The 20503-nt window shown below is 52.4% G+C and carries 27 protein-coding genes; all 27 read left to right on the top strand.

What is annotated here, in order from left to right; translation table 11 throughout:
• Window positions 1-58 precede the first annotated feature (58 nt).
• The 27 genes from KJW29_RS11520 (at window position 59) to KJW29_RS11390 (ending at window position 20362) form a co-directional block, all read left to right on the top strand.
• A complete protein-coding gene (locus KJW29_RS11520) occupies window positions 59-715 on the top strand; it encodes a flagellar brake protein (protein WP_087567023.1) in 657 nt (218 codons plus the stop codon).
• 57 nt (window positions 716-772) lie between these two features.
• Entirely contained in the window at window positions 773-970 is a 198-nt protein-coding gene (locus tag KJW29_RS11515) for a hypothetical protein (protein ID WP_108996189.1), read from the top strand.
• A gap of 138 nt (window positions 971-1108) precedes the next feature.
• Window positions 1109-1807, top strand: coding sequence for a (d)CMP kinase (gene cmk, locus KJW29_RS11510; RefSeq protein ID WP_087567021.1), 699 nt, complete (start codon window positions 1109-1111; stop codon window positions 1805-1807).
• A gap of 3 nt (window positions 1808-1810) precedes the next feature.
• A complete protein-coding gene (locus KJW29_RS11505; protein WP_087567020.1) occupies window positions 1811-2386 on the top strand; it encodes a lysophospholipid acyltransferase family protein in 576 nt (191 codons plus the stop codon).
• Between the two features lie 80 nt (window positions 2387-2466).
• Entirely contained in the window at window positions 2467-3717 is a 1251-nt protein-coding gene (gene rpsA, locus KJW29_RS11500; protein ID WP_087567019.1) for a 30S ribosomal protein S1, read from the top strand.
• Between the two features lie 116 nt (window positions 3718-3833).
• On the top strand, window positions 3834-4478 hold the full coding sequence (locus KJW29_RS11495) for a YphA family membrane protein (RefSeq protein WP_087567018.1): 645 nt from the start codon (window positions 3834-3836) through the stop codon (window positions 4476-4478).
• Window positions 4479-4482: 4 nt separating this feature from the next.
• Complete coding sequence (locus KJW29_RS11490) at window positions 4483-5400, top strand: YIEGIA family protein (RefSeq protein ID WP_214629888.1); 918 nt, start codon at window positions 4483-4485, stop codon at window positions 5398-5400.
• Complete coding sequence (locus KJW29_RS11485; RefSeq protein ID WP_087567293.1) at window positions 5393-5572, top strand: capping complex subunit for YIEGIA; 180 nt, start codon at window positions 5393-5395, stop codon at window positions 5570-5572. Before KJW29_RS11490 ends, KJW29_RS11485 begins: the two co-directional genes overlap by 8 nt.
• A 123-nt stretch (window positions 5573-5695) precedes the next feature.
• Window positions 5696-7018, top strand: a complete 1323-nt coding sequence (gene der / locus KJW29_RS11480) for a ribosome biogenesis GTPase Der (protein ID WP_087567016.1) — start codon at window positions 5696-5698, stop codon at window positions 7016-7018.
• 15 nt (window positions 7019-7033) lie between these two features.
• A complete protein-coding gene (gene plsY / locus KJW29_RS11475; protein ID WP_246608691.1) occupies window positions 7034-7630 on the top strand; it encodes a glycerol-3-phosphate 1-O-acyltransferase PlsY in 597 nt (198 codons plus the stop codon).
• Between the two features lie 5 nt (window positions 7631-7635).
• Window positions 7636-8673: an NAD(P)H-dependent glycerol-3-phosphate dehydrogenase gene (locus KJW29_RS11470; RefSeq protein WP_281426351.1), complete on the top strand. Its 1038-nt coding sequence runs from the start codon at window positions 7636-7638 to the stop codon at window positions 8671-8673.
• A gap of 73 nt (window positions 8674-8746) precedes the next feature.
• On the top strand, window positions 8747-9022 hold the full coding sequence (locus tag KJW29_RS11465) for a stage VI sporulation protein F (RefSeq protein ID WP_087567013.1): 276 nt from the start codon (window positions 8747-8749) through the stop codon (window positions 9020-9022).
• A 180-nt stretch (window positions 9023-9202) separates the two neighbouring features.
• Complete coding sequence (locus tag KJW29_RS11460) at window positions 9203-9382, top strand: DUF2768 family protein (protein WP_087567012.1); 180 nt, start codon at window positions 9203-9205, stop codon at window positions 9380-9382.
• A gap of 236 nt (window positions 9383-9618) precedes the next feature.
• Window positions 9619-9915 carry a 2Fe-2S iron-sulfur cluster-binding protein gene (locus KJW29_RS11455; RefSeq protein WP_087567011.1) on the top strand — a complete coding sequence of 99 codons (297 nt, stop codon included), beginning with the start codon at window positions 9619-9621 and terminating at the stop codon, window positions 9913-9915.
• Between the two features lie 35 nt (window positions 9916-9950).
• The gene (locus KJW29_RS11450) at window positions 9951-10595 is read left to right on the top strand and encodes a nucleotidyltransferase family protein (RefSeq protein ID WP_214629887.1); all 645 of its coding nucleotides are present in this window, start codon (window positions 9951-9953) and stop codon (window positions 10593-10595) included.
• On the top strand, window positions 10547-10894 hold the full coding sequence (locus KJW29_RS11445) for a 2Fe-2S iron-sulfur cluster-binding protein (protein ID WP_214629886.1): 348 nt from the start codon (window positions 10547-10549) through the stop codon (window positions 10892-10894). Before KJW29_RS11450 ends, KJW29_RS11445 begins: the two co-directional genes overlap by 49 nt.
• Window positions 10881-11675, top strand: coding sequence for a hypothetical protein (locus KJW29_RS11440; protein ID WP_214629885.1), 795 nt, complete (start codon window positions 10881-10883; stop codon window positions 11673-11675). The genes KJW29_RS11445 and KJW29_RS11440 overlap by 14 nt, the downstream gene beginning before the upstream one ends.
• Before the next feature lie 313 nt (window positions 11676-11988).
• Entirely contained in the window at window positions 11989-13467 is a 1479-nt protein-coding gene (gene spoIVA / locus KJW29_RS11435; RefSeq protein WP_087567007.1) for a stage IV sporulation protein A, read from the top strand.
• A 266-nt stretch (window positions 13468-13733) separates the two neighbouring features.
• Complete coding sequence (locus KJW29_RS11430; protein ID WP_087567006.1) at window positions 13734-14009, top strand: HU family DNA-binding protein; 276 nt, start codon at window positions 13734-13736, stop codon at window positions 14007-14009.
• 265 nt (window positions 14010-14274) lie between these two features.
• Complete coding sequence (gene mtrB / locus KJW29_RS11425; RefSeq protein WP_087567005.1) at window positions 14275-14499, top strand: trp RNA-binding attenuation protein MtrB; 225 nt, start codon at window positions 14275-14277, stop codon at window positions 14497-14499.
• Window positions 14500-14724: 225 nt separating this feature from the next.
• The gene (locus tag KJW29_RS11420) at window positions 14725-15327 is read left to right on the top strand and encodes a hypothetical protein (protein WP_214629884.1); all 603 of its coding nucleotides are present in this window, start codon (window positions 14725-14727) and stop codon (window positions 15325-15327) included.
• A 104-nt stretch (window positions 15328-15431) separates the two neighbouring features.
• Window positions 15432-16301 carry a heptaprenyl diphosphate synthase component 1 gene (locus KJW29_RS11415; protein ID WP_214629883.1) on the top strand — a complete coding sequence of 290 codons (870 nt, stop codon included), beginning with the start codon at window positions 15432-15434 and terminating at the stop codon, window positions 16299-16301.
• 4 nt (window positions 16302-16305) lie between these two features.
• Window positions 16306-17019 carry a demethylmenaquinone methyltransferase gene (locus tag KJW29_RS11410; RefSeq protein WP_187100623.1) on the top strand — a complete coding sequence of 238 codons (714 nt, stop codon included), beginning with the start codon at window positions 16306-16308 and terminating at the stop codon, window positions 17017-17019.
• Between the two features lie 5 nt (window positions 17020-17024).
• Entirely contained in the window at window positions 17025-17894 is an 870-nt protein-coding gene (locus KJW29_RS11405; protein WP_214629882.1) for a UbiA-like polyprenyltransferase, read from the top strand.
• The gene (locus KJW29_RS11400) at window positions 17894-18568 is read left to right on the top strand and encodes a UbiX family flavin prenyltransferase (protein WP_246608690.1); all 675 of its coding nucleotides are present in this window, start codon (window positions 17894-17896) and stop codon (window positions 18566-18568) included. The genes KJW29_RS11405 and KJW29_RS11400 overlap by 1 nt, the downstream gene beginning before the upstream one ends.
• Entirely contained in the window at window positions 18531-19391 is an 861-nt protein-coding gene (locus KJW29_RS11395; protein WP_214629881.1) for a menaquinone biosynthesis protein, read from the top strand. The genes KJW29_RS11400 and KJW29_RS11395 overlap by 38 nt, the downstream gene beginning before the upstream one ends.
• Window positions 19388-20362, top strand: coding sequence for a polyprenyl synthetase family protein (locus tag KJW29_RS11390; RefSeq protein ID WP_087566999.1), 975 nt, complete (start codon window positions 19388-19390; stop codon window positions 20360-20362). Before KJW29_RS11395 ends, KJW29_RS11390 begins: the two co-directional genes overlap by 4 nt.
• The last annotated feature ends 141 nt before the right edge of the window (window positions 20363-20503 follow it).

Raw genomic sequence — 20503 nt, 5'->3', positions numbered from 1 at the left:
GTTATGGCTCCCCTTATATTGGCATGCTATAATGGCTGATATATGGGAGGGAAACAATTTGTTGCCAAAAGTTAACGGGATGTTATACTATCAGATCGCTTCTTCCGATGAGGCGGAGGCTGCACAGGAATACCGCTCTAGAATTGCCGACGAGGACGAGAGCGGGCTTCTGATCGAATATCCGCTTAATGAGAAGTCGGGACGGTTGAAGAGATTATTCCTTGGGGACGAGATGTCGGTTTATTTCCTGTCGCCCGAGGGCGTAAAACATTTTTTTGACTCGCATGTCATCGGTTTCAAGGAAGACGGCGCAGTGAGATTAGTCAAAATTCTTCGTCCCGATCCGGATAAAATGACGAAGGTGCAACGCAGAAGCTTCCTTCGGGTTCCCGCGGAGCTGGAACTTGCGGTCAAGGTCGGCAGTCACGAACGTTTCCTATGCAGGACGGACGATGTTGGCGGCGGGGGCATCTCCTTTGTATGCGACGGAAAGCGGGGATTGCAAAGCGAGAACGTACTGGAGTGCTGGCTGCTTGTGCCGTACAAAAATGGCATGATTGAACATGTCTCCTTTACAGCGGAGGTCATCAGGGTCAACGTGCTGGAATCCGGCCGTAAGCAGGTCATGATCAAGTATCTCAGCATCAGCGACTCCGAACGTCAAAAAATTATCCGTTTCTGCTTCGAGAAGCAGCTGGAATATCGGAATCGATGAATAATAGAGTGACTACGTGGGAACATATCCTTAACACATAAAGTTGGAGATGTTCCCATGACACTAAAAAAACAGGTTAACGCCGTAACCCCGAAGCGGCTCGTCAACTGGCTCGACGTAGTCAGCCGGAGGCTGATTAAAGTCATCGTAATCTTGCTTGTCGCCCTACTTTTGGCTCAGCTGGCCATCCAAAACGACTACATTAGACTCGTCCTGTCAAGCGCTGATCGGTGGGAAGGAACCCGCCTGAACTAGCGCTTCTCTTTTGCATATCGAGGCATAGTGTGGTATAATTTTCACGTTCGCAGGCAATGCCTGCTTTTTCTTTGAACGCCGGCCTTGGCCGGACTCGGAGAGGAGAGGCCGTCCTGTTTCAAAGGAGGTAGACCGCAAGTGGCGCAGCAAGATGGCGACAGCGACCGCATTAATATTGCGATTGACGGGCCGGCAGGCGCGGGCAAGAGCACGGTTGCCAGGTTGGTCGCCGGGCAATTAGGGTATGTGTACATCGATACCGGCGCGATGTACCGGGCCGTAACGTACAGCGCGCAGCGCTTGGCGATTGCGGCGAACGAGCAAGAGCAGCTGGGCAAGCTGATGAAAGACATCCGAATTCGGCTGGAACCCGGCGAGAGCGGGCAATCCGTTTTTGTAGACGACGAAGAAGTGACGGATAAGATTCGTTCCATGGATGTGACGAGGCAGGTTTCGCATTTCGCAGCCAGCGGAATCGTCAGGGAAGTGCTGGGCCGCATGCAGCGGGAACTTGCGGAACGCAAGGGAGTCGTCATGGATGGCCGGGATATCGGATCTCATGTATTGCCTAATGCCGAGCTGAAAATTTTCCTTACCGCATCGGTAAGGGAACGTGCGAGCCGCAGGCACAGGGAATTGAGCGGCGTTGATGTTGTACCGTTAGAGCAACTGGAAGCCGAGATCGCGGAGCGGGACAGGCTGGATGCCAGCCGCGAGATTGCCCCATTGATCCAAGCCTCCGATGCTATCGAGCTGGACAGCAGCGGAATGACGATCGACGAAGTTGTTGCAACCATCGTACGATTGAGCAGAACCAAATTGGCGGAGGCGAAGTAAACTATGTTATACCTCTTATTCCGCTTTTTGCTCCGAGTGCTGTATCGGCTGTTGTTCCGATTGGAAGCCAGGGGATTGCATCATATCCCGAAGGATGGCCCCGTCATTCTCGCATCCAATCATATCAGCAATCTGGATCCGCCTACAATCGGCGTATTGGTGCCGCGCAAGGTTAACTTCATGGCGAAGGAAGAATTGTTTAAGGTGCCTGTGTTCGGACCCTTAATCCGTGCATTCGGCGCTTTCCCGGTAAAACGCGGAGGCGTCAGCAAGGATGCAATCAAGTCGGCCATTACCTTGCTTAAGGAAGGCAACGTCCTCGGGATATTTCCGGAGGGATCGCGCAAGACGCCTGGCGCGGCAAAAAAAGGCGCGGCAATGATTGCAGTTCGAAGCGGGGCGACCATCGTTCCGGTTGCAATCGTTGGCGGCTATCGATTATTTCGCAAGACAAGGGTTTGTTACGGAGAGCCGCTTGATCTTACAGCTATCATTCACGAATCATCTCCGGATATGCTCGAGCAGGTAACGGATGCTGTCATGGAACGCATCGGCCAGCTCGCAGCACAGAATCGTTAAGATGTTTTAAATGCCGGTTGCCTGAGAGATCGGCGCCGGGTTTAAATAAAGTTGGGGTTAGAACTGAGGAGGTTATTTCAATGTCAGAAGAGATCAATGTGCAAGAAACCGTTGCGGAGGAAGTGAGCCAGGACGCAATGGATAATTTCGTTTCTTTGAAGAAAGGCGACTCCGTCAAGGGTACAATCGTCAAAATCGAAGATAACCAAGCTTACGTAAGCCTTGGATATAAATATGACGGTGTTATTCCGCTTCGCGAACTTTCTTCCGTACAGCTTGAGAACGCAGGCGATGCGGTTCAAGTCGGTCAAGAAGTTGAACTGAAAGTCGTAAGCATCGACGACAACAAAGAAAGCCTTGTGTTGTCCAAGAAACTTGTGGATTCCGCTAAGGGCTGGGAAGAGATCCAAGCACGTTTCGAGAGCGGCGAGATCTTCGAAGTAACAGTTGCCGACGTGGTTAAAGGCGGACTTGTTGCGGACGTTGGCGTTCGCGGATTCATTCCTGCATCCATGGTTGAGCGTCACTTCGTCGAAGACTTCAGCGACTACAAAGGTCGTACGCTTCGCGTTAAAGTGAAGGAACTGGATCTTGAAAACAAAAAAGTGATTTTGTCCCAGAAGGAAGTATTGGACGCGGAATTCGAACAAAACAAACTGCAAATCATGAACAACCTTGAAGTGGGCCAAGAGCTTGAGGGTACGGTTCAACGCCTGACTCCGTTCGGCGCATTTGTAGATATCGGCGGCATTGACGGTCTTGTTCACGTATCCGAGCTGTCATGGCAGCATGTCGCTCATCCTAAGGATGTTGTATCCGAAGGACAATCGGTACGAGTCAAAGTCCTTAAAGTAGATCCGTCCGCAGGCAAAATCAGCCTCAGCATCAAAGCGGCTCAACCAGGTCCTTGGGATTCCGCTGCAGGCCAATTCAACATTGGCGATATTGTAACGGGTACGGTTCGCCGTATCGTGACATTCGGCGCATTCGTTGAGATTGCTCCGGGCGTAGAAGGTCTGGTTCATATTTCCCAGATCGCTCACCGCCATGTTGCGACACCATTCGAGGTTCTTAAGGAAGGCCAAGAAGTGAAGGCGAAGGTTCTTGACTTCAATCCTGCCGAGAAGCGCGTATCCCTGAGCATCAAAGAAACGGAAGAGGCTCCTGAACAATCAGAAGCAGCTCCAAGACAAGATCGTGATCGCGGACCGCGCGCACCTCGTGCTCCTAAGATGGAAGAGATCAACAATCCTAACGTCAGCCTTAATAGCTCCAGCATGAGCTACTCCCTGGGCGAGCGCTTCGGCGACAAACTCAGCAAACTTAAGTAAAAATTGCGGCGTCATTTCAGTTCAATGACTTACCACTAGAAGAGGCTATTCCCGTTGCAAACGGGAATAGCCTCTTTGCTTTAGGTCATAATAGGGAATATAAGAGGTGAGAACTTATGATTCCCGGTTATGTTACCATCTGGTTAAGCGTAATCATCGTTATTTTATTTGCGACAGGGTGGAAGCCTTACTTGGCGCCTAGACTAGGAACGTTAGGCGTTATTGTGCTGGGGATAGCGGTTGCGATTGCCGCTTATACGGGGTACTGGTGGTCCCCATTTCCGGAGTCATTGCCTACGGTGCGTATTCATGTCATCATCGCTGTTTTGTTAGCAGGGAGTCTGCTAGCGCTGGCGAATAACGCCAATAAAGGACAGAGAAGTTATTTGATGTTGTGCGCCCTCATGTTGTCGATTATTTGGGGTAGCATTCGAAGCCTGTACACGCATGATCCCGTATTGTACTGGCTGGAGCCGGCCTGGAATGCTTCGCTATTTTGCGGCTTGTTGTGCCCATTGTTCACACTCAATATCCGATATCAATGCGGAGCATTGTTATGGGGAAGCGTTCTGGGCGAAATCATATGCGCTTGGCTGGATCACGGAGTTTATAAGGCGGCTGTTGGTTCTATCCAATGGTGGGATTCATTGAGCATTGCCGCGTCCGCAGCCTTTGGATGCTCGCTTGCTGTTTATGGCGTTAAGCGATCGGCAGCCATTATGGTCCGGACGATGAGCAGGCCGGGTAAAGGAGGAGAGTAAAGGCATGCTTTACTATATGGAACAGAATCGCCATTTAACGGGTGTGCTGTTGGGTATCGCATTCGGCATTATCGCCAGATTACTTATGCTGAAGACGGATTATCGGCAATATCCCACTTACCCTCACGGCAGAATTATCCATATCTCCTTAGGGGTAATCGCTGCGGCGCTTGGAGCGGTTGCTGTCCCGGCATTGTTTAACAAGGATTATACGGCCATCACTTTCCTGACGCTTGCTGCACAGCAATTTCGGGATGTACGCAAGATGGAGCGTGAGACGTTAACGAAGATCGATAGTATGGAGCTGGTCAGCAGAGGTTCTACTTATATAGAAGGAATAGCCATGGTTTTTGAAGGACGCAATTATTTGGTCATTATGTCGGCTCTCGTCACCAGCTTGTTCGCGATCCTGCTTAGTTTCTGGTATGGATTAGGAGCCGGAGTCCTGTCGCTTATCATTGTTATGAAACTGAAGTCGGGCCGCTCGATAGATCATATAGCAGGGGTCAAGATCGCTTCGGTTAAAATGGATGGTCCGGATCTCTTTGTGGACGATATCTACATCATGAATGTAGGCTTGAAGGAAAATCAGCAGATTATCGCGGAGCGGGGGATCGGTTTTGTGCTGACACCACGTAATCCCAACGCCAAGGTCACGTTGACCAATCTCGGCCAAAGACAAGCCATTCTGTATGATCTGGCGACAATACTAGGCGTCTACCGGGATGACGGTGAGCCGGCCCTCATTCCCATGGCGAAGCTGGATATGAAGGACGGCAGACTGGCGGTATTCCTCATCCCGCAAGATCGAGAGCGGGGCAAAGGTGTCGAGATCATTAAACGAGTGCCAATTATGGAATCGGCAGTACGCATGCCGACGGAAGCGCAAGTCAACCAGTTGGAGGGTGATTCCCATAGCTGAGATTATAGCCGTAGTATCGGTCAGAAGCGATGCCGTGGCGGGCGGAGCGCCGATCTTTATTGCACGGGATGAGACGGAACTGCAGGCAACGTCCTTTTTGCTTGAAAAAATTTTGGATGCGAGCGCACATGATTTAAAAAACGGCTCCATCATCCTGGTGAACCATCGGTAATATGAAATGTTAGCCAAGAGCGTACTTTTTTGCTATGATGAGTAACGTGAGAATTTTGACTTGTGAAACGATGCTTACGAAGTAAGTTTGCTTCGCAAACTTTTAAGGAGTTGAAAACCTACTATGGCTAGACCCGTTATTGCCATCGTCGGACGACCGAATGTGGGGAAGTCGACCATATTCAACAGAGTCATCGGCGATCGGCTGGCAATTGTTGAGGACAAGCCGGGAGTAACCCGCGACCGTCTGTACGGCACGGGAGAATGGAACGGCAAGCCGTTCAGCATTGTGGACACCGGCGGCATCGAGATAGATGGCGAAGACGAAATTATGAAGTCCGTCCGCATGCAGGCCGAGCTGGCTATCGAGGAAGCGGACGTTATTATTTTCATGGTGGATGCCAAGACCGGACTTACGCATTCCGACGAAGAGGTCTCGCAGATGCTGTTCCGTTCGCGCAAGCCCGTCGTTGTTGCCGTTAACAAGGTGGACAACGAAAATCGGATGGATGACGTTTACGAATTTTATGGTCTGGGCTTCGGTCAACCGATTGCGATCTCCGGTTCGCATGGCATCGGGATCGGCGATCTGCTGGATGCGGCAACAGACCTGCTCCCCGAGCTGGAAGACGACGGCTACGATGAGGATGTAATACGAGTGGCGTTGATCGGACGTCCTAACGTCGGCAAGTCCTCGCTAGTAAATGCGCTTCTCGGGGAAGACCGCGTTATCGTAAGCAACGTGGCGGGTACGACCCGCGACGCCATCGATACGCCGTTTGAGCATGATGGCCAGCGTTACGTGCTGATCGATACGGCAGGCATGCGCAAGCGCGGCAAGGTGTACGAATCCACGGAGAAGTACAGCGTAATGCGCGCGATGAAGGCTATTGAGCGAGCAGATGTGGTGCTCGTGCTTATCAATGGAGAAGAAGGCATTATCGAGCAGGACAAGCATATTGCCGGTTATGCCCATGAGGCAGGCAAAGCCTCGGTATTTGTCGTAAACAAGTGGGATATCGTTGATAAAAGCGACAAGACGATGCAGCATTTCACGCAAAGCATTCGCGACCACTTCCTGTTTATGACTTATGCGCCGGTCGTCTTTCTGTCCGCACTGACGAAACAGCGTTTACATAAGCTTTTGCCGGTCGTTAATCATGTGTCGGAGCAGCATGCTCTTCGTATTCAGACGCATTTGCTTAACGATGTTGTTTCCGACGCGGTGGCTATTAATCCTCCGCCATCGGATAAGGGCAAGCGTTTGCGTATTAATTACGTGACGCAAGTATCGACGAAACCTCCGACGATCGTCTGTTTCGTTAACGATCCTGAGCTTATGCACTTTTCGTACGAGCGTTATCTGGAAAACAAGATTCGCGCAGCATTCGATTTCGAAGGAACGCCGGTGCGTATCTACACGCGTCGCAAATCCGACGAAGACTAGGGGAGAATGGAATCGGTGTTTGATATTATCGCGGTTGTACTTAGCTATTTGTTAGGTTCGGTATCATTTAGCATCGTTATCGCCAGGTTGGTCAAGGGAATCGACATCCGGCAGCATGGCAGCGGCAATGCCGGCGCGACCAATACGCTTCGCGTGCTGGGCAAAGGTCCTGGCATTCTTGTCTTCTTGCTCGACATTGCCAAAGGCATTGCGGCAATCGCCATCGGGTACGCGCTTAGCGATGGAGCCTGGACGCCCGTTCTATGCGGCCTTGCGGCCATTATCGGCCACAACTGGCCGATCTGGTTCCGCTTTAAAGGAGGCAAAGGGATTGCGACGGCAGTCGGCGTCATCGCGACGCTGGCGTTTTTCCCTGCGCTGTATGCCGGCATCGTGGCCATCGCCATCATAGCGATTACCCGCTACGTGTCGCTTGGCTCGCTTATTTTTGCGGCTCTGACGCCGCTGTTCATTATTTGGCTGGACTTTTCCTGGCCTCTGCTTGCAGGAGCGTTGGCGATTTGCGCATTCTCCTTCCTGCGTCATCGTACCAATATCGTAAAGCTGGCGCAAGGGACGGAGAACAAGCTTGGTGCTAAGAAGGAGGCTTGAAGGACATGACGATCAACGAGAGCTCATCAGGAGTGCGAAAAGCCGCTGTACTGGTTGCGGGAAGCTGGGGTACGGCGCTTGCGTCTGTGCTTGCTTCCAATGGATATAAGGTCAGCTTGTGGACTCGAAACGAGGAGCAGGCTAAAGAAATTAATGCTACTAGACGAAACGCCAAATATTTGTCTGATGCGGAGCTGCCTGTCGGTCTTACGGCAACAACCGACATGGAAACGGCGCTTGCGGGCGCGGAGCTTGCATTGTTTGTGGCTCCTTCCGGCGCGATGCGCCAGGTGGCTGGGCAAGCGTCTCCTTATTTAGGCAAGGACACGCTAATTGTTCATGCGACAAAAGGTTTCGAGACCGATACGCTAAAGAGGATGTCTTCCGTGCTGGCGGAGGAACTGGGACGTCCGCAGTCGTCGATCGTCGTCTTGTCCGGTCCGAGCCACGCCGAAGAAGTCATTCGAAAGCAGCCGACAACCGTCGTAGTCGCTTCAGAAGAGTCGGATAAGGCAGAGCGGGCTCAAGATGCGTTCATGAACAATGCATTCCGCGTCTATACGAACTCAGACGTTGTGGGAGTGGAGGTCGCCGGAGCAATCAAAAACATTATTGCTCTGGGAGCTGGACTGTCGGACGGACTCCGGTTCGGGGACAATGCAAAAGCCGCCCTTCTGACGCGCGGCCTTGCGGAGATTGGAAGACTGGGCGCTGCAATGGGGGCCAATCCGCTGACATTCGCCGGCTTGGCAGGCGTTGGCGACCTGGTCGTAACCTGTACAAGCACGCATAGTCGTAATTGGCGCGCAGGCTCCATGCTTGCCGATGGTTCGCCGCTCGAGGATGTGCTGCAGAGAATGGGCATGGTTGTCGAAGGCGTTCGCACGACACGGGCTGCATACGAATTGTCCAAGCAATATCATGTGGAGATGCCTATTTCGACTCAGCTTTACGCGGTGTTATTCCAGGGCAAATCGCCTGAGGACGCCGTCGGCGAGCTGATGGGACGGCTAAAGACGCACGAGATCGAACCGCTTGTGTAGCTTGCCGCCTACACCACTTGTTATCCCCTCTCATATGATGTCATGAGCGCAACACATGAGGAGGGTGAAGTCATTGTCCAAAGGAATTCCCAAAGATGTGCTCGGCGCCATCAACAAAAAAACGGGCAAAAACATCTCGGAAAATGCGGTCAAAAAGCTGGCAAGCGGCGTAGATGCAAACACGCTCCAAAATGAAGCGGAGCTGCGCAAACTGGTAAAGCAAGTCGCCGACATGGCAAAAATCAAAGTGCCGGAATCGACCGTGAACGATATCGTGAAAGCCGTTAAAGCGAGCGGAATGAATCCGTCGAGCATGGAATCTTTAGTCAAGATGATGCTCAAAAAGTAGTGTGGGTCAAAGCCATGGAAGCTCCTGCGAGAGACGGTCTCTCGGGTCACAGGGGCCTTGCCATGGCTTTTTGTCTCATTTTTGTCAGAATTGCGGACAGGGTAACATGTGCGCCGACTTATGACGGGTGTTATAATGGATGAGGATGATATCGAAGCAGATTAGGAGAATGGTCATACAATGGATGCAATGACAAAGATGTGGGTGTCGTTTATCGGCATCGGCTTGATGGCGCTGGCAGCGTTCGTGATTACGTTTGCCCGGGTAAAGACCAAAGGCGTCGTAAAGCTTGTTCTGTCGATTGTCGCCTTTATATTGCTCGTATTCGGTTTTATTTATGGTTTCTTCTCTATTATCTAAAAATGGTTGTTCAAAAAGTCCGCTTTTGATCACGAAGTAGGCCAAGAAGCATACTCGACATCGAATATGGAACGCAAGCGAAACTTCCGGTGCTCACGTAGCTTCCACTACGCTCCGCTCCTCAGTTTCTACTTTCGTCCCATCTTCTCGGTGCTGAAAACCGAACTTTTTGAACTTGTACTTAAAGCAAGTACATAAGGAATGAAGAGCTGGCGGGAGAAAGGACGCGTAACGTAATGATTGAACTTAAGGGTAGAACGATAACGAAAGAAGTGGAAGCGGAATCCGGGCTGTCGTTGCTGGATCACGCGATGAAACACGGCGTTGACTTCAGTTTTTCTTGTACGCGGGGTACTTGCGCAAGATGCCGTTGCCTTGTCACGGAGGGATTGGAGTATCTTGAAGACGTCACCGACGAGGAGTGGGACCGGTTGGAGCCGGAGGAATTCGAGGAAGGATTCCGCTTGGGCTGCCAGGCCATTGTAAAGGATGGAGCCGGCCGGATCGCGGCCATGAACAAAACGTATTTCTGATATACAGAATTGACTAGTTCGAAGGATGTGCAGCTATGACGGAAAAGGCAGAAATCAAGAAGGCGCTGGCTGCCATTATCAGGCTTGCGGGAAACGAAAAGTGGGTCGTTGGGGGCAGTGCGGGGCTGTTGCTCAGAGGCCTGTCGCTGCCCGCCAAACCGCGTGACCTCGATCTGTATTGCGACGAAGAAGACAGCCGGGAGCTCCATGAACGGTTGCGGCCGTTCGCGGTCGACGAAGCGGCATACAGCGAAACGGCGATCTATCGATCCACACTCAGTCATTATGAACTGGAAGGCGTACGCGTGGAATTGGTCAGCGGATTTCGTGTCTCGGCCTTCCAATGCTCTTATTGGACGGAAGTGCGGCAAGTGCTGATACCGAATGGTTTTCCCGTTATGGTGGAGGAAGGTCTCCCTGCCGCCGTAGTCGTTCCGCTTGCGCATGAGCTATGGTTCAACGCGTTGAGAGGACGGCCGGATCGTGTCAGGATGATTACCGAAGCCTATGCCGCTAACCCAACCCGGCATCAGGGGGCATTGGCCGCGATCGAGGACAGAAACACGTTTAGTCCGCTCGCGATCGGCGAGGTACATGGCTGGTTAGGTCAATCGGAAGCAGGTGAAGAGCAATGGATGCTGAAGTCGTCTTCTGGCCCAGCGGCAAGTCCGTTCGTGTAAGGCGAGGAACAAGCGTGCTGGATGCTTCCAAGCGCGCCGGCATAGCTATCGCGACCCGTTGCGGCGGCAAGGCTGCATGTTTTATGTGCAAGGTAACCGTCCGACCCGGCAGCGAGCTGCAGCCTATCGGCGACGTTGAGCGGCGCAAGCTGGCCGGGCTGGACGAAAAAGGAATTCGTCTTTCCTGCCAGACTAGGGTAACAGGCCGAGTGGAGGTCGATCTGCCGCTTGATCCGCTTAAAGCTGCTGTAGCAAGGCAATTGGCCAGACAGAAGGAATCAGAAGATGAGCTATGGTAGCAAGGAGGAGCATTTAACGATGGATACGGCAACAAAAGCCGCGCAAGCGATGCGCGGCAAACTTTGGATCCGCGCGGCGTTCGTTTGTTTGGCGACCGTGCTTGTCGCTCTGTCTCTTAGCGGATGTATGTATCCCAAGGAGCGCTTGAAGGGGAAGGTGGCGCCCAAAGAAGCCATTCGCAACGTGCAGGGTGCCATTGATCAGTATTATGACGAGCTGCAACTGCTTCCTATCAAGAACAGCTCCCAGTCGGTACCCGTCTACGAAAAATATTTGATCGACTTCGGCAAGCTGCAAGCAAAAGGATACATAAGCGACGTTCCCGCCGCTTCGTTCGAAGGCGGAGGACATTATTATTTTCTGATTCTCGATGAAGAGACGGAACCGCGCGTAAAGCTGATGGATATCGTCACGTCGCAGCGAATCAACGACATTCAGAACTGGGTGAATGCGTACATAAAAGAGAATACCGCCGTGCCTAAGGGCGATTCTATCTATCCCGGGTTCTATGAGATCGATTACGGCAAGCTGAAGCAAAAAGAGCCGATCATTACGAGCGTGTACTCCGGTACAACCCAGAGGGCGATCGTGGATGAAGACGGCACCGTATTTACGGATTACGGCATTGATATTATGCAGCTTTTGGAGAAGAACGGCGAAGCTTCCTACGAAGAAAACATAGATTTGAGAACGCTGCTTGTGGATTCTTCGGATTATGTTCCCGTCAAATCGCCGGCTTACAAGCTTGTTGAAGGCGAGCCTGTCGCTATTCAGCCTTAACCGCTTTACATCCATTCCCTTGCGGGCTTATGCCTGCAAGGGAATTTTTTTTGCATGCCGCCGCTGCCTTCCGTCATAGTTTTCTTACATGGTTCATATATTTCAATCTTGGATAGGATGTTCTCGCATTTGGAAGGGAAGCTGGCGCAGGCAACAACGGGAAAAAAGATTTCGTAGAAGGAAAACGGCATAATTGGACAGTCCCAACATAAGATGTTAATAGTCCGAAAGCATGTACGAGTTGCGTCGCTGGCCTGCCCTCTTGTCCGGTGGAAGGCGGCGAACCGGAAAATCAATTGGGAGGGGATATTCAGTGGAGAAAGTAGACATTTTCAAGGACATAGCCGAACGTACCGGCGGGGATATTTACCTCGGTGTGGTAGGCGCGGTCCGGACGGGCAAATCAACCTTCATTAAGCGGTTCATGGAGACGGTCGTGCTTCCCAACATCGTGAACGAATCGGACCGTATTCGGGCCGTCGACGAACTGCCGCAAAGCGCCGCGGGCAAAACGATCATGACGACAGAGCCAAAATTCGTGCCGAATCAGGCCGTGCAGCTCAAGGTCGCGGAAGGGCTCGACGTAAACGTCAGGCTTGTCGATTGCGTCGGCTATGCTGTGGAAGGCGCAAAAGGATATGAGGACGAGAACGGTCCTCGCATGATTACAACACCTTGGTTCGAGGAGCCGATCCCGTTCCAGGAAGCTGCCGAGATCGGCACGCGGAAGGTCATTCAGGAGCATTCCACGCTGGGTGTCGTTGTTACAACGGACGGTTCCATCGCGGAAATTCCGAGAAACTCTTACGTCGTCGCCGAGGAGCGCGTTATTGAGGAGTTAAAAGAGGTCGGCAAGCCTTTCGTGCTGATTATTAACTCTACAAGACCAAAGTCGGATGAGACGCAGCAGCTTCGAAGCGAGCTGCAAGCCAAATACGACATTCCCGTTATGGCTTTAAGCGTGGCCACGATGGGCGAAGAGGAAGGCATGGCCGTCCTGCGCGAGGTGCTCTACGAGTTCCCCGTGCATGAAGTCAACGTCAATCTGCCAAGCTGGGTCATGGTGCTCAACGACAATCACTGGCTTCGCAGCAACTACGAGAATTCCGTAAGGGACACGGTAAAGGATATTCGCAGGCTGAGGGACGTGGAGCGCGTTGTCGCGCAGTTCATGGATTACGACTTTATCGCGCGAGCCGGCCTCAGCGGCATGAACATGGGCCAAGGGGTCGCGGAGATCGATTTGTATGCTCCGGATGAGTTGTACGACCGCATTCTCATGGAGGTTGTCGGCGTCGAAATTCGCGGCAAGGATCACCTGCTGCAGCTTATGCAGGACTTCTCGCATGCGAAACGGGAATACGACCGCTTTGCGGAAGCGCTGGAGATGGTCAAAACGACGGGGTACGGCATCGCAGCGCCGTCGCTGGCGGAGATGGCGCTCGACGAGCCGGAGCTCATTCGCCAAGGGTCGAGATTCGGGGTGAGACTCAAAGCGACTGCGCCTTCGATCCATATGATCCGCGTCGACGTAGAGTCCGAGTTCGCGCCGATCATCGGTACGGAGAAGCAGAGCGAAGAGCTTGTCCGCTACTTGATGCAAGACTTCGAAAACGATCCGATCAAAATATGGGAGTCCGATATTTTCGGCCGTTCGCTGCACTCCATCGTCAGAGAAGGCATTCAGGGCAAAATCGCCCTTATGCCGGATAATGCCCGATACAAGCTGCAGGAAACGCTGGGCCGCATTATTAACGAAGGCTCGGGCGGCTTGATCGCCATCATCCTGTAATCACGCGACGGGAACGTAAGCAGAGCTCTCTCTCAAGCTGTTTAAGCTTGAAAGAGGGCTCTCTTTTGCATAAAAAACCATGATTTTCGTCTTTTTTGGATGAGGAAGATGAGAATTGTCTCGGAATAGGCTTTAAACGGGTTTACCCACTTGAAATTGTGTTTCCGCTGTATTACTATAGGTTTGTTCGGTCAAAAGGTATATATTTGAAGTTTTCGGTGAATAAGAGGGATAAGAAGTTTTTATATACCTAAGGAGGTGAAGAGATGAATAAAACAGATTTGATCGCTAAAGTAGCAGAATTGTCCGACCTGTCCAAAAAGGATGCGACGAAAGCGGTTGACGCCGTGTTCGAAGCGATTTCCGATGCTCTCCAAAGCGGTGACAAGGTGCAACTCGTCGGCTTCGGTAACTTTGAGGTTCGCGAACGCCAGGCCCGTAAAGGCCGCAACCCGCAAACGGGCGAAGAGATCGATATTGCCGCCAGCAAAATGCCGGCTTTCAAACCGGGCAAATCGCTCAAGGATCTTGTATCCAATTAATGTTTCAGCAATACGGAACGCTCGAACGGGATCGTTTGAGCGTTTTTTTATTTGAAAAGTACATGTTCAAAAAGTTCGGTTTTCAGCACCGAGAAGATTGGATGAAGGTAGAAACTGAGGAGCGGAGCGTAGTGGAAGCTACGTGAGCACCGGAAGTTTCGCCTGAATTCAATATTCGATGTCGAGTAAGCTTCCTGGCATACTTCGTGATCAAAAGCGGACTTTTTGAACTACATCTATAACGGGAAAGGCGGAGGAGATCATCATGGAGCAACCGACAGTTGGGGAATACATAGTTGTGAAGGCGAAGGACCAAGGCGTGCAGGTCATCGGACTGACGCGTGGCCAGGATACGAAGTTTCACCACACGGAGAAGCTGGATCGCAACGAAGTGCTAATCTGCCAATTTACCGATCATACCTCGGCAATCAAGATCCGGGGAAAGGCGACCGTAATGACCAAATACGGCACGGTCGAAACCGATTCCTAAGGCGGCGATGACTCGCCGCAGCATAATACGTTAGACTGGAAGAATCGCAGCGCCTACAGTGCCTCGGTTCTTTTTTTTGTCTATGAAACAGAGATCGTCGCGCAGAGTCGAATATTACATCCTTCATGCTCGTACAATGGAGAGGAGAAGCATATGCGTATGGTCTCTTTCCTGCATGTGCAGACTGGGTAGAACAGGAAGATCCTCTCCGGAAGGTGGATGAAGATGCAGAGGTTGAACGGATGGCTGACGGCAGCCCTTGCGACACTGCTTATTACGCTAGCGATGACCGTTGTAATAGGCTGGTTCGAAGAAGGAGCTCGCGCCAAAGGCGAAGTGGCGGTTATGCGCCCAGAACAAAACAACAGACTGACGAATGTAAATTTGGTCGATATTTTGGCTGATGTGCCCTTGCGGGAGAAGCTGGGACATGCGGAATGGAACGGGAACGTACTGACGCTGGAGCTGATTGTGTCTCCCGGGAAGAGCCGTCCGCAATTTCTGTTTTCGGATATCGGGAAGCTGACCGGGCTTGCGTTCAGAGAAGTAACCAATATTGAACGGCTCCTCGTCAGGATTTCCGAACGCGGGGAAGAGCGCAAGACATTGCTGGCGGCAATTGACTTGCGCAGGAGCGATGCTTGGCTGGAAGACGAGCTGCAATCCATGGCGTATGCCGATCCCGTGCACGACGAAGTATGGCGTCAGCGGCTCAGACTTAGCTTTACGCGAGCATGGGAGACGCGCTTCGGACCCGTCAGCGGTTTTTCGGCCGATGCGCTGCCAACACCTGCCGAAGCAGGCGAGCCGGAGGATGTTGCAAATTGATGAACGCTATGTGCGCATAATGTGATCTTTGGTGCAAGTTGTGCTATAATAGCGTGAGATTATTGAGCGGCAATTCTGCTACACTTGTCCGGAGGCTTCGATCTATGGCGAAATACCGTATTTCTGAACTAACATCAAGCTACATCAATTATGATATGATACAAACACATACGGATCTGCCGCCGCCCGCCGAGCCTCGGCTGCGGCTTCTTTATGCCGTTCTGAACGAAGAGAATGACAGCCGCGAGCATAGCGAGCTATACACGACGGTCGTATCCTTAGTTCAGATGGGGATGGACACGCATGACCTGATCGATACGGACACGCGCAGGAAAACGGAGAAAGAGATGCGCTCCAGGCAGCTGAAGGTACTGGCGGGCGATTACTTCAGCGCGAGGTTCTATCAGCTTCTGGCGAAGGCAGGTCAGATCGGGATGATTACAAAGCTGAGCGATGCCGTCTGCGAGGTCAATCGTTTGAAGGTCAATTTATATGCCCGCATGCGCGGCATGAGGCTGGGCGCCGACGATTATTTTGGCTACGCCGTGCAGCTCAAAAGCGAGCTGTTCGGCCACTTCGCCAGCATGCTGGAAGGTTCTCTGTCGCGAGTATGGCCGGAGTTGCTGAGCGGCATCTCGCGCTGCGAGGTAGCGATCGAAGAGCTGGAGCGCAGCGAAGACGCCAACCGCTTCGACAGAAGCTGGGCGTATTGGCATCTTCTCCAGGTAGGCAACGAGGAAGAACGTCATCGGCTTGCCGATGGTGTATATGAGCAGGATTACATTGCTACTCTTGTACACAAATATGATGTTCGCAAGCATCTTGCCGCGAAGCTGGGAAGCGGCCTGATCGCTCTGAAAACAGCGATCGGCAGGCTGGAGTCGGACAAGCTGATACGAGAGTTGACGGCAATCGTTAACGGACTTACGAATAACACTGGCGGTTACATGCCGGCACTTAACGAGATGAGGTGATCACGTGGATACGAATTCTTCTAAAAGTCACGTTCACGCCTTGTTCGAGACGATCGCACCGAAATACGATTTCATGAACGATGTAATCAGCTTTCGCCGGCATAAAGCCTGGCGCAGGTTCACCATGAAGAAGATGAACGTGCAGCGCGGACAAAGCGCGATTGATATTTGCTGCGGTACATGCGATTGGACGATTGATCTGGCGGGCGCAAGCGGCCATGGCAACATCGTAGGTCTTGATTTTAGCCAAAATATGCTGGATGTCGGCGCCGAGAAGATCAAAAAACTTCAATTGCAGGATACGATCAAGCTTGTCAAGGGCAACGCGATGGAACTCCCGTTCCCCGACAATTCCTTCGACTATGCGACTATTGGCTTCGGCCTTCGGAATGTGCCCGATTATTTACAGGTGCTCAAGGAGATGCGTCGCGTCGTCAAACCGGGCGGTCTGGTCGTCTGTCTGGAGATGTCGAAGCCGACTTGGCAGCCGTTTAAAGGCATTTATTATCTTTATTTCGAGAAAATCATGCCGCTTTTCGGCAAGCTGTTGGCCGGCAAACACAAAGAATATCAGTGGCTTCCCCAATCTCTTAAGCAATTCCCGGATTCCAAGGGCTTGACTGCGCTTTATGAGCAAGCCGGATTGAAGAGGACAAAGGTTGATTTGTTCTTCGGCGGAGTTGCCGCGCTGCATATCGGAACGAAGGGAACTGATTAGGGGTCATGATTCGCAAACTGCGCATAATTTTGGAAATGATTAAATTCGAGCATACGGTGTTTGCGTTGCCCTTCGCGTTCCTTGGGGCTATTTTGGGATCAGTCGCCATGAACGGCCACCTCCCGTCCTGGAGCGAGATCGGCTGGGTAACGCTTGCTATGTTCGGAGCAAGAAGCGCCGCGATGAGCCTGAACCGGGTCATCGACGCCGCCATCGACAAAAAAAATCCTCGCACGAGCAACCGCGCGATTCCGGCGGGTCTGCTGAAGTCGGTTGAGGTCGTGGCGTTCATTATCGTCTCGTTCGCTTTGTTGTTTATCGCGGCTTACAATCTGGAGCCCATCGCGATGAAGCTGATGCCAATCGCCGTCTTTTTCCTTGTTATCTATTCTTATACCAAACGTTTTACTTGGCTGTGCCATATTGTGCTGGGCTTGACCATCGCATTGTCCCCGCTGGGGGGCTGGGTAGCCGTTACGGGGGAATTCTCGGCATCGGCGTGGCTCTTGTACGGCACCGTGGCGCTGTGGATCGCCGGGTTCGATATTATCTATGCGACGCAAGATTTCGAATACGATAGGGGAGAGGGGATACAATCCATTCCGGCTCGCTTCGGCATTGCCGGCGCGTTATGGATTGCCCGCGGTCTCCACGTCGTTACTGCGATCGGCTTTATCCTGCTGTTCGTCAGCACGCAGCTCAGCTGGCTCTATCTGTTTGGCGCGCTCTTGTCCGTAACGCTGTTATTTTACCAGCATTACATGGTTCAACCGCATGACTTGTCCCGCGTACAGACAGCATTCTTTGGCATGAACGGCACGCTAAGCGTTGTGCTGTTCGCATTTGCCTTTATCGATTTGGTGGTGTTCGGCTAATGGAGAAGGGCAAAAGTTCAAGCAAAGATGCCATGCGGCGACGACGCTGGGTAGTTGGCATTACCGGCGCCAGCGGCGCCATCTACGGCATTCGCTTAATCGAAGAGCTTCTGGCAAATGAGTACGAGGTTCATCTGGTCATTACGGAAGCGGGCTGGCGGGTGCTCAAGGAAGAGTTGGGCTGGGAAGCCAGCAAGCGAACTGCCGCATTGGAACGTCGGTTCGGCGAGTGGCTGAGCCAGGGTCGGCTCGTGTTTTATCCCAACGCCGACATCGGCGCGGCGATCGCCAGCGGATCGTTCTGGGTGGAGGGCATGCTGATCATGCCATGCTCCATGGGAACGCTGTCCTCCATAGCGCATGGCATCTCGGACGATCTTATGACACGCGCGGCAGACGTGATGCTTAAGGAAGGACGCAAGCTGCTGCTTGTGCCGCGGGAGACGCCTCTGCATGCGATCCATTTGGAGAACATGTTAACGTTGGCACGGCTGGGCGTTACGATCGTGCCGGCGATGCCGGCCTTTTATTACAAGCCGCAATCGATGGAAGAGATGATTGATTTCCTCGTCGGCAAGGTACTGGACAACATAGACATCGATCATGATTTGTACAGAAGATGGGGAGATGAACACCATGACACTGGGACGCCGGATCGCCGTCGGGAGGATTGATTACGCGAATGCATGGCCTTTGTTCGACGGGTTGGCCGAGCAGAGCAGAGACTTGTCTTACGAGCTGGTCTCGAGAGTCCCTGCCGCTCTAAACCATATGCTGCAACAAGGCGAGCTGGATGTATCCGCCATATCATCGTATTCATATGGAGCGAACGCCCAAGACTATATATTATTGCCCGGGCTGTCCGTCGGCTCGGTAGGCCGCGTCCATTCCATCCTGCTGTTCCTGAAGCAGCCGATCGAAGAGAAGCGGCCGACAAGCATAGCCGTTACGACGACCTCGGCGACATCCGTTAACTTGCTTCACATCATTATGACGATGAGATACGGCTGCGAACCCGAATACTTGCCTGCAGAGCCGGATTTGGACACCATGCTGGAGACGGCCGATGCGGCGCTTCTGATTGGAGATCCAGCCATTCGCGCTTCTCGCAACTGTCAGGGCATGCAGGTGTTGGATCTCGGACAATTGTGGAATGAGTGGACAGGTCTTGGCATGACCTATGCGGTTGTTGCCGCGAGACGGCAAGCGATAGAAGCCGCCGGCGAAGAGGTGTATGCGTTATACCGCGCGATGCTTCGGACCAGAGAGGCGAATGTGGCCAATCCCGGGCATTTGGTTGAGAAGGCATGCGCGCAGCTAGGAGGGGACGAGTCCTACTGGCGTATCTACTTCCAGGCATTGCGCTACGATTTCGACGAGAGGCTACAGAGAGGGCTTCAGTTGTACTTCCGATACGCGACTGAACTTGGTCTGTTGCCGGGAGAAGTCAGCTTAACTTTTCTAGAAGATCAAATCCCCCAAAAGGTGAATGAATGAAACTATTAGAATTGTATGCAAAGATGAAAGGCGATCTGAATCAGATCGAGCAGGAGCTGGAGCGCAGCGTATCGGATGACCACGCCCTTCTGTCGGAATCTTCGACCCATCTGCTCAAAGCCGGCGGCAAAAGGATTCGTCCCGTATTCGTATTGCTGTCCGGCAAATTCGGCGAGTACAAGCTGGATGTCATGAAACAAATCGCCGTGCCGCTTGAGCTGATCCATATGGCATCTTTAGTCCATGACGATGTCATCGATGATGCGGAGACGCGCAGAGGGCAGCCCACGGTCAAGGCGAAGTGGGATAACCGTATTGCGATGTATACCGGTGACTACATACACGGCAAGGCGCTCTCCATTGCGACGAGGCTGCCGAACCCTATTATTCACCAGGTACTGTCCAAAGCGCTTGTCGAGATGTGTATCGGCGAGATGGAGCAGATCCGCGACTTCTTCAACACGGATCAATCCATTCGCAATTACCTGCTCCGTATCAGGCGGAAGACGGCCTTGCTAATTGCGATTAGCTGCGAGCTGGGGGCAATTGCGGCAGGAGCCGAGCGGCAAGTCTCGAATGCGCTTTACCGGTTCGGTTACAACGTCGGGATGGCGTTTCAGATTCGCGATGATCTGCTTGACCTATACGGCACAGAGAAGCAGATCGGCAAGCCGCCGGGCTCTGATATGAGACAGGGCAACATTACGCTGCCCGTTATACTGGCGTTGCGCGACGAACGCATTCGCGAGCCGTTGCTTGGCGAGATCGCCTCGATCCGCTCGCGAGAGGGCAGAGGGGATGCCAGACGAGCCATCGAGCTTATCCGCGGTAGCAAAGGCGGCGATCTTGCCGACGCCATGGCGAATCGATATATTGCAAAGTCTTTGCAAGCTTTAGAAGGATTGCCGAACATTACGGCGAAAAAGAACTTAATCGACATTGCGCATTTTGTCGGGAAACGCAATTATTAAAGCGAACGACCAATTTCGAACAACCGAGTTCAGAAAGTTCGGTTTTCAGCACCGAGAAGATTGGATGAAAGTAGAAACTGAGGAGCGGAGCGTAGTGGAGCTACGTGAGCACCGGAAGTTTCGCTTGCGTTCAATATTCGA

Source organism: Paenibacillus agaridevorans (assembly GCF_018604145.1).
GTDB lineage: Bacteria > Bacillota > Bacilli > Paenibacillales > Paenibacillaceae > Pristimantibacillus > Pristimantibacillus agaridevorans.
The sequence above is the reverse complement of the archived record's forward strand: the minus strand, read 5'-3'. Positions and strand labels throughout refer to the sequence as shown.

Coding starts and splice junctions, on each gene's coding strand:
- KJW29_RS11515 (WP_108996189.1), top strand. CDS start 773: ATGACACTAAAAAAACAGGTTAACGCCGTAACCCCGAAGCGGCTCGTC.
- KJW29_RS11505 (WP_087567020.1), top strand. CDS start 1,811: ATGTTATACCTCTTATTCCGCTTTTTGCTCCGAGTGCTGTATCGGCTG.
- rpsA (WP_087567019.1), top strand. CDS start 2,467: ATGTCAGAAGAGATCAATGTGCAAGAAACCGTTGCGGAGGAAGTGAGC.
- KJW29_RS11495 (WP_087567018.1), top strand. CDS start 3,834: ATGATTCCCGGTTATGTTACCATCTGGTTAAGCGTAATCATCGTTATT.
- KJW29_RS11490 (WP_214629888.1), top strand. CDS start 4,483: ATGCTTTACTATATGGAACAGAATCGCCATTTAACGGGTGTGCTGTTG.
- der (WP_087567016.1), top strand. CDS start 5,696: ATGGCTAGACCCGTTATTGCCATCGTCGGACGACCGAATGTGGGGAAG.
- KJW29_RS11470 (WP_281426351.1), top strand. CDS start 7,636: ATGACGATCAACGAGAGCTCATCAGGAGTGCGAAAAGCCGCTGTACTG.
- KJW29_RS11460 (WP_087567012.1), top strand. CDS start 9,203: ATGGATGCAATGACAAAGATGTGGGTGTCGTTTATCGGCATCGGCTTG.
- KJW29_RS11455 (WP_087567011.1), top strand. CDS start 9,619: ATGATTGAACTTAAGGGTAGAACGATAACGAAAGAAGTGGAAGCGGAA.
- KJW29_RS11450 (WP_214629887.1), top strand. CDS start 9,951: ATGACGGAAAAGGCAGAAATCAAGAAGGCGCTGGCTGCCATTATCAGG.
- KJW29_RS11445 (WP_214629886.1), top strand. CDS start 10,547: ATGGATGCTGAAGTCGTCTTCTGGCCCAGCGGCAAGTCCGTTCGTGTA.
- KJW29_RS11440 (WP_214629885.1), top strand. CDS start 10,881: ATGAGCTATGGTAGCAAGGAGGAGCATTTAACGATGGATACGGCAACA.
- KJW29_RS11430 (WP_087567006.1), top strand. CDS start 13,734: ATGAATAAAACAGATTTGATCGCTAAAGTAGCAGAATTGTCCGACCTG.
- mtrB (WP_087567005.1), top strand. CDS start 14,275: ATGGAGCAACCGACAGTTGGGGAATACATAGTTGTGAAGGCGAAGGAC.
- KJW29_RS11420 (WP_214629884.1), top strand. CDS start 14,725: ATGCAGAGGTTGAACGGATGGCTGACGGCAGCCCTTGCGACACTGCTT.
- KJW29_RS11415 (WP_214629883.1), top strand. CDS start 15,432: ATGGCGAAATACCGTATTTCTGAACTAACATCAAGCTACATCAATTAT.
- KJW29_RS11405 (WP_214629882.1), top strand. CDS start 17,025: ATGATTCGCAAACTGCGCATAATTTTGGAAATGATTAAATTCGAGCAT.
- KJW29_RS11400 (WP_246608690.1), top strand. CDS start 17,894: ATGGAGAAGGGCAAAAGTTCAAGCAAAGATGCCATGCGGCGACGACGC.
- KJW29_RS11395 (WP_214629881.1), top strand. CDS start 18,531: ATGACACTGGGACGCCGGATCGCCGTCGGGAGGATTGATTACGCGAAT.
- KJW29_RS11390 (WP_087566999.1), top strand. CDS start 19,388: ATGAAACTATTAGAATTGTATGCAAAGATGAAAGGCGATCTGAATCAG.